The sequence below is a fragment of the Chryseobacterium sp. FP211-J200 genome (assembly GCF_001643375.1).
Classification (GTDB): domain Bacteria; phylum Bacteroidota; class Bacteroidia; order Flavobacteriales; family Weeksellaceae; genus Epilithonimonas; species Epilithonimonas ginsengisoli.
Genome location: NZ_LSHB01000003.1, coordinates 91,091 through 98,567, shown reverse-complemented (window position 1 = coordinate 98,567; position 7,477 = coordinate 91,091). Strand labels below are relative to the sequence as shown.

Below are 7,477 nucleotides of genomic sequence, written 5' to 3'. Positions count from 1 at the left end.
TTAGATTACAACTTCGATGCGTAAAAGACATAGCATTTTTCCTTTTTAGATTATCCAAACTTTTCACCTAGTCCCCAAGTTTTGAAACTGATCCAGAAAATGGCGTGCTTTTTGAAAATATGTGAGTATTTTTGAAACAAAGAAAATATAAACCAGGCATTAGACCATTTATATATTATGATTTTAATTGTTGATGATAATCAAAACAATATCTATTCACTAAAAAAGCTGCTGGAATCCAAAGATTTTCAGGTCGATACCGCAGAATCTGGTGAGCAGGCATTGGTGAAAGCCCTTAAAAATAATTACGCCCTGATCATCCTGGATGTTCAAATGCCAGGAATGGACGGCTTCGAAGTAGCAGAGTCTTTTGCAGGATACAGCAAGACCAAAGATATTCCTATCATTTTTTTATCTGCCGTGAATACTGAAAAGCAATTCATCACCCGTGGATATGAATCCGGAGGTATGGATTATGTCACCAAACCCATTGATCCAGAAATCCTTTTGCTGAAAGTCAAAACTTTCTACAATCTGCAGGAGAATAACCTTGCGATGAAGAAAAGTCAACAGAGTCTGGAATTGGAAGTGCAAGGGAGAAGGGAAGCTCAGGTGACGATGCGGTCCGAAATAGATCATTTTCATCTGATGCTGGAAGCTTTGCCTCAAATAGCATTCACCCTTGATGGGAGTGGAGCTGTGACATTCGTCAATAGCAAATGGTATGACTATTCTTCTTCGGAAAAAGTTTTTCCAATAGCCCATCCGGATGACCATAGCATTCTTCTGGAATTCGAACGTTGCAGAAAGAAGAGAACGTCTTTGCAATTGGAAATTCGTATCAAAAATAGAGAGACTGGAGATTTCAGGTTTCACCTACTGAGGATGTCTCCCGTTTTTGATGGGAAAACCGTCAAGAATTGGGTGGGGACTTTTACAGATATAGACGATCAAAAAAAGGTCGAAAAGGAAAAGGACGAGTTTCTAAGTATTGCCAGCCACGAACTCAAAACACCATTGACCAGTATCAAAGCTTACATGCAGCTGCTAGAACGTAAACTGAAGGTCAACGAAGAGAACGCAGAAGCGAGTTACGTCACAAAGGCCTTGTCTCAAGTAGAAAAGCTCAACAGTTTGATCACAGACTTATTGGATGTTTCCAAAATTGATAACGGAAAACTCAAGATCAATAAAAAACCAACCAATTTGGATATTGTGATCAATAATGCGATCGATACTATTATCCAAACCCATAGTGATAAAGTGAAGATCACCAGGCATGGCTTCATTCCGGATATTTTGATTCCTTTTGATGAGATCAGGATCGAGCAGGTTTTGATCAACTTCCTGACCAATGCTATCAAGTATTCGCCAGAGAATAATCAAATCATTGTCACCACTTTTGTTGATGAAAATGAAGTGAGAGTAAGTGTTACGGACTTCGGGATCGGTATTCCGGATTTCAAACAGGATGCGGTGTTCAAAAAATTCTATCGGGTGGAGGAGTCTTCCCTTCAATTCCAAGGTATGGGCATTGGTCTCTACATTTGTTCAGAGATCATTAGTCAGCATGATGGAACAATTGGATTATCTAGTGTGGTAGAAGAAGGTTCTACGTTTTATTTCACATTACCTTTAAATTAATTTTATGCCGAAAAAAGTTATAAGAAATCTACAGTTCGGGATCGGATTTTCTTTATTCATATTAATTGCAAGTTCTATAGCATCTTATTGGAGCATCCAAAAACAAATGGAACATCGTGAAAATGTCTCCAAAAGCAGAAAGGCTATGACCGCTGTGAAGGATGTTTTGATCGCGCTTTTGGATGCTGAAACTGGAAACAGGGGTTTTCAGCTGACGGGGAAAGAAGATTTCTTGGAGCCTTACAACCGGAGCCTCAATGAATATTCCAAAGCAATAGAACTTGCCAAATCATTAGATCTTGATAACACAGGACAGATTGAACGTCTGAGAGGTCTAGAGCAGAATGTCGACGGGAATATGAGCAATCTGAAACAGTTTGTTCAGAATAAGCGCAACGGAATTGCAATGACTCAAGATCAAATGATGCTGAGTAAAGTTTATATGGACAAATGTAGAATTCTGGTCCATAATTTTGTTCAATTTGAAGAATCTCAACTGTCTAAAAAGAGCAAAGATCTGAACGACTCATCCAATACTACCGTTCTTTTTATTTTGTTCTCCGCACTTGCAGCCATTGGCGTTACAATATTTTTCTATGTGAAACTTAGAAATGACCTGCTTAGAAGAGACAAGCTTGAAAAAGAACTGATAGCAAAAGACTTTGAGATCTCCAACAGGGTCAATGTGATCCAGCAGGTTGCCAATAGAGTTTCCAATGGCGACTACAGCGTGAAAGTGGTAGACGATTATGACGGCGACCTAGGCGACCTCGTGGATTCACTGAATCATATGACAGATTCCCTCAAAGAATCTTTTGATAAGCTCAACAAAAGCGATTGGCATCAGAAAGGTCTGGCATTGATCAATGAAGCGCTTGTAGGAAACAAATCTGTAAGTCAGGTCACCATAGATTCTCTTAATCAATTGATAGAATATGGAAACTGTACCAATGGAGCAGTTTATCTGGTGGACGAAGGGAAATTAAGGCTTACTACAGCTTACGGGTTGGAGAATAACATGAAGCACTCCTTCGAAATTGGAGAAGGAATGGTAGGGCAGGCTTTTATTCAAAAATCGCCGAAGGTCTATAATGACCTTGATGAAAATGATTTTGCGATTTCCTTCGCAAGCGGTAAGATCAAGATCAACGCTATCATACTGGTTCCAATTATTTTGAGTAACGAAAGTATCGGGATCTTGGAACTGAGTTCAACGGTGAATTATGACCAAGACCAGATCGAATATTTCGTAGAGAGCAGCAGGAACATTGCCATCGCACTCAATGCTGCGAAAGGCCGTGAAAAGGAGCAAAGATTGCTGGAGGAAACTCAGGCACAATCTGAAGAATTACAGGTTCAGCATTCCGAATTGGAAAACCTGAATACCGAACTGGAAGCGCAGACCCAAAAACTTCAAGCCTCCGAAGAGGAATTGAAAGTACAGCAGGAAGAATTGATGCAGACCAATACAGAATTGGAAGAGCGCTCCAAACTATTGGAAGAAAAAAACCATTTGATTGCCGAACGAAATTCAGAAATTCAGAAAAAAGCTGAAGAACTTGAATTGAGTACCAAATACAAATCAGAATTCCTAGCCAATATGTCTCATGAGTTGAGAACACCGCTGAACTCAATTTTACTCTTGTCTAGATTGATGGCAGAAAATTCGGATGATAATCTAAACGAAGATCAGATAGAATCTGCAAAAGTGATCCAAAGTTCCGGAACAAGCTTATTGACATTGATTGATGAAATATTAGATCTTGCCAAGATAGAATCCGGGAAAATGTCCCTTGAATACGAAGAAGTTGCTTTGGATAATGTGTTGAAAGACCTTAAAAATCTGATGGGGCCAATAGCCAAAAACAAAGGTATCGACTTTAATATCAATATCGAAAATGATCTGGCGAAAACTATCGAAACAGACCGTTTGCGTCTGGATCAAGTTCTGAGAAATCTTTTGTCAAATGCCATCAAATTTACAAAAGAAGGAAGCGTGGATCTGAGCATCAAACAAGATCCTAAGAACGAAGATTTCGTTATTTTCTCTGTCAAAGATAAAGGCATAGGAATTCCGGAAGATAAGCAGATGGTCATCTTCGAAGCTTTCCAGCAAGCGGATGGTTCTACACAACGTAAGTTCGGCGGAACTGGTTTGGGGTTGTCCATCAGCCGCGAGATCGCAAAATTGCTGGGTGGCGAGTTGGTTCTGGAAAGTGAAGTGAATGAAGGGAGTGAGTTCAGTCTCATCATTCCAAAAGATGAAAAATCAAAAATAAACAAACTTCAGAAAGATGAGGTCTTAGATCAGGTTATTCGAGAAGAAGAGGTAGAGGAAGTGAAAAGCATCATCGATTTTAATGAATATGGGATTGCAACGCCGATCAATGATCTGCAAATTCCTGAAGATGTTCCAGATGACCGAGACAATATTGAGAATGATGATAAAGTGATCCTCATTGTAGAGGATGATACCAATTTTGCCAAGGCATTGTTGAAGTATGCGAGGCGTCAAGATTATAAAGGAATCGTGGCCGTGAGAGGCGATCATGCAATTTCTGCGGCGTTACAATATCGCCCGGCGGCTATTTTGCTGGATATTCAGCTTCCTGTGAAAGATGGTTGGCAAGTGATGGACGAGTTGAAAGCTAATCCTCAAACTAAGCCAATTCCTGTTCATATGATGTCCTCATTGCACGTGAGACAACAGAGTCTAATGAAAGGTGCTATCGATTTTATTAATAAACCGGTGGCGATGGAACAGATGACGGAGATCTTCAAAAAAATTGAGGAAGCATTGAAACGTTCACCTCAAAAAGTATTGATCGTGGAAGAAAATGCGAGACATGCCAATGCATTGTCATACTTCTTGAGCAACTTCAATATTTCCTTGTCCGTTGAGGATAACTTGGAAGACAGTGTGAAAGCATTGACCTCCGATAAAGTAGATTGCGTGATTTTGGACATCGGTCCGGCAAGAGGAAACGGTTATCAAATTATAGAATCGATAAAAACTTACGAAGGTCTGGAAAACTTACCAATCATTATTTTTACCGAACGCAATCTATCCAAGTCAGAAGAACTTAAGATCAAGCAATATGCTGATTCTATAGTCGTGAAAACGGCTCATTCTTACCAGAGGATTTTAGATGAGGTCGGATTGTTCTTACATTTGGTCGAGGAAAAAAATAGTTCTGTAGAGATCATTAGAAACAAAACTTTAGGATCATTGACAGAGGTCTTGAGTGGCAAAAAGATATTAGTGACAGATGATGATGTTCGTAATATTTTCTCGCTTTCCAAAGCTTTAGAAAAGTACAAGGTAGAAGTCGTCTTGGCGATGGATGGCAAGCAGGCGCTCGAACAGATCAAACAAAATCCTGATATCGATGTGGTCCTGATGGATATGATGATGCCAGAAATGGATGGTTACGAGACGATCCAGGAAATCAGGAAGATGCCAGCTTACAAAAAATTGCCTATCATTGCGGTCACTGCAAAATCGATGATCGGTGATCGGGACAAATGTCTGCAGGCTGGTGCGTCAGATTATATCACAAAACCTGTGGATATCGATCAATTGCTATCTTTGTTGCGTGTTTGGTTATATGAAAATTAAAAACTGTTTGAATTTTTTATGAGTAAAAAGATTTTGATCGTGGATGATGATCCTAATAATATTTTTGCCTTGAGATTGACCCTGAAAGCCCGCAAATACCAACTTGAAAGTTGCATGATGGCACATGAGGCCATCCGGATTTTGAAGGAAGATCAGGATTTCTGTGTCGTATTGATGGATATGATGATGCCGGAAATAGATGGATATGAGGCTATTAAAATAATAAGAAATACACCGGAAATAAGCAAGATGCCAATCATTGCTGTCACTGCACAAGCGATGGACGATGATCGGCAGAAATGCCTGGAAGCGGGCGCACAAGATTATATTAAAAAACCAATAGACGTCGATCTGTTACTTAATGCTATAGAAAAACACTGCTAATGCTGGAACCAAGTATCGTAAAAGATAACGAAATAGAACACCTGATAAAGGATATCTACGAATCTTACGGTTATGACTTTTCTCTCTACAGCCGGGCATCTTTCACCAGAAGGATCAATCGGATATGCATGATAGACAGATTTACCAGTTATGCTGAGCTGCGCTATCAGGTTTTGAATGAGCCAGATTATTTCAAACATTTTATCGAGGAGATCACGGTGAACGTGACCGAGATGTTTCGCGATCCACTGTTTTTCAAATCACTTCGGGAGGATATTTTGCCTCAGTTAGGAACTTTTCCTTTGATCAGGATCTGGGTGGCTGGTTGCTCTACAGGAGAAGAAGCTTACTCGATTGCAATTTTGTTGAAGGAAGCTGGACTTTATCACAAATGTCTCATCTATGGAACAGATATCAATCCTTCGGTTTTGGAAACTGCCCGAGCTGGCGTTTTCCCGATGCATCAGATGAAAACGTATTCGGAAAACTACATGCTTTCTGGAGGGAAAAAGGATTTCTCGGATTACTACACAGCGAACTATGATGGGGCAAAATTTGACAAAAGCCTTCAGGAAAAATTGATATTGTCCACACACAATTTGGTTTCGGATAGTTCATTCAATAGTTTCCAATTGGTCATCTGTCGCAATGTGTTGATCTATTTTGATAGAGAATTGCAGGAGCGCGTATTCGGTCTTTTTGATGCAAGTCTGGAGAATCTGGGTTACTTGGCTTTAGGTTCCAAGGAAACGTTGCGTTTTTCGAATTTGAGTAAATTCTATCATCAGATCGATAGTCAAAAGATATGGAGAAAAGTGGATCATAACTAGAAAACATGGAGATAAGAGATGCTAAGACAGGATTGGTCGTGATCGGAGGATCTGCAGGTAGTTTGCAGGTCATTCTGGAAATGGTCAAGAATTTGAATGCTGATCTAAGTTTTCCCATTCTGTTGGTGCTTCACCGCAAAGCACAGGCTGCAAGTATTCTACCGAATTTGTTACAACAGTTTTCTAACATTCAAGTGATTGAGATCGAAGACAAAACAGAGATCGATAACAATAAAATTTATATCGTCCCTTCAGATTACCATCTATTGTTCGAAAATAGAAAGACTGTCTCACTGGACAGTTCAGAAAAAATGAATTATTCCAGACCTTCTATCGATGTCACTTTCAGGTCGGCTTCAGAGATCTTTGGACAAAGCGTTGTTGGTGTTCTCTTATCTGGGGCAAATGCCGATGGTGTGGAAGGTTTGAAATACATCAAGAAAAATCAAGGCAAAGTGTGGATCCAGGACCCGGAAACGGCCGACGTGGATTATATGCCAAGGCAAGCCATCCAAAATGTGGAATATGATCTTATTATAAAGCCTGATGAACTGGCAAATTATATTAATCAATTAAAATAACTAACTATATATACCTAATGAATAAGATTTTAATTTTTGACGACGATGCAAGTATCCTCGAGGTCATCAGTATCATTTTTGAAGAAAATGGATACAAGGTGGAGATTTCCGAGACATCGCACGACATCATAGAGAAAGTTGCAAAGGTCCGTCCAGATGTGATCCTGATGGACAATTGGATCCCGAATATTGGAGGTGTAGAAGCTACAAAACTTCTGAAAAGTCACGAGGAATTCAAAGATATTCCTGTCATTTATGTCACTGCAAACAATGATATTGCAGCGTTGGCAGAAAGTGCACAAGCAGATGATTATGTGGCGAAACCTTTTAATCTGGAAGATCTGGAAGAGAAAGTGGCGCATTATATGAATTTGAAATAATTCTGATTTCTCAACTTCTATAACTGACAACTAAAAAAC

Annotated in this window: 6 protein-coding genes; all 6 read left to right on the top strand. The window is 39.6% G+C overall.

The window, feature by feature from the left end; genetic code table 11:
- Positions 1-177: 177 nt before the first annotated feature.
- The 6 genes from AXA65_RS01235 to AXA65_RS01210 are packed head-to-tail and all read left to right on the top strand — an operon-like array spanning position 178 to position 7,438.
- The gene (locus AXA65_RS01235) at positions 178-1,644 is read left to right on the top strand and encodes an ATP-binding protein (protein ID WP_063968315.1); all 1,467 of its coding nucleotides are present in this window, start codon (positions 178-180) and stop codon (positions 1,642-1,644) included.
- A gap of 4 nt (positions 1,645-1,648) precedes the next feature.
- Positions 1,649-5,263 carry a response regulator gene (locus tag AXA65_RS01230; RefSeq protein WP_063968314.1) on the top strand — a complete coding sequence of 1,205 codons (3,615 nt, stop codon included), beginning with the start codon at positions 1,649-1,651 and terminating at the stop codon, positions 5,261-5,263.
- A gap of 18 nt (positions 5,264-5,281) precedes the next feature.
- Entirely contained in the window at positions 5,282-5,647 is a 366-nt protein-coding gene (locus AXA65_RS01225; protein WP_063968313.1) for a response regulator, read from the top strand.
- Positions 5,647-6,477 (top strand): CheR family methyltransferase, encoded by an 831-nt coding sequence (locus tag AXA65_RS01220; RefSeq protein ID WP_063968312.1) that lies wholly within the window; start codon positions 5,647-5,649, stop codon positions 6,475-6,477. The genes AXA65_RS01225 and AXA65_RS01220 overlap by 1 nt, the downstream gene beginning before the upstream one ends.
- 5 nt (positions 6,478-6,482) lie before the next feature.
- Positions 6,483-7,058 (top strand): chemotaxis protein CheB, encoded by a 576-nt coding sequence (locus tag AXA65_RS01215; protein ID WP_063968311.1) that lies wholly within the window; start codon positions 6,483-6,485, stop codon positions 7,056-7,058.
- A gap of 17 nt (positions 7,059-7,075) precedes the next feature.
- Entirely contained in the window at positions 7,076-7,438 is a 363-nt protein-coding gene (locus AXA65_RS01210; RefSeq protein WP_063968310.1) for a PleD family two-component system response regulator, read from the top strand.
- Positions 7,439-7,477: the final 39 nt, after the last annotated feature.

Coding starts and splice junctions, on each gene's coding strand:
- AXA65_RS01230 (WP_063968314.1), top strand. CDS start 1,649: ATGCCGAAAAAAGTTATAAGAAATCTACAGTTCGGGATCGGATTTTCT.
- AXA65_RS01220 (WP_063968312.1), top strand. CDS start 5,647: ATGCTGGAACCAAGTATCGTAAAAGATAACGAAATAGAACACCTGATA.
- AXA65_RS01225 (WP_063968313.1), top strand. CDS start 5,282: ATGAGTAAAAAGATTTTGATCGTGGATGATGATCCTAATAATATTTTT.
- AXA65_RS01215 (WP_063968311.1), top strand. CDS start 6,483: ATGGAGATAAGAGATGCTAAGACAGGATTGGTCGTGATCGGAGGATCT.
- AXA65_RS01235 (WP_063968315.1), top strand. CDS start 178: ATGATTTTAATTGTTGATGATAATCAAAACAATATCTATTCACTAAAA.
- AXA65_RS01210 (WP_063968310.1), top strand. CDS start 7,076: ATGAATAAGATTTTAATTTTTGACGACGATGCAAGTATCCTCGAGGTC.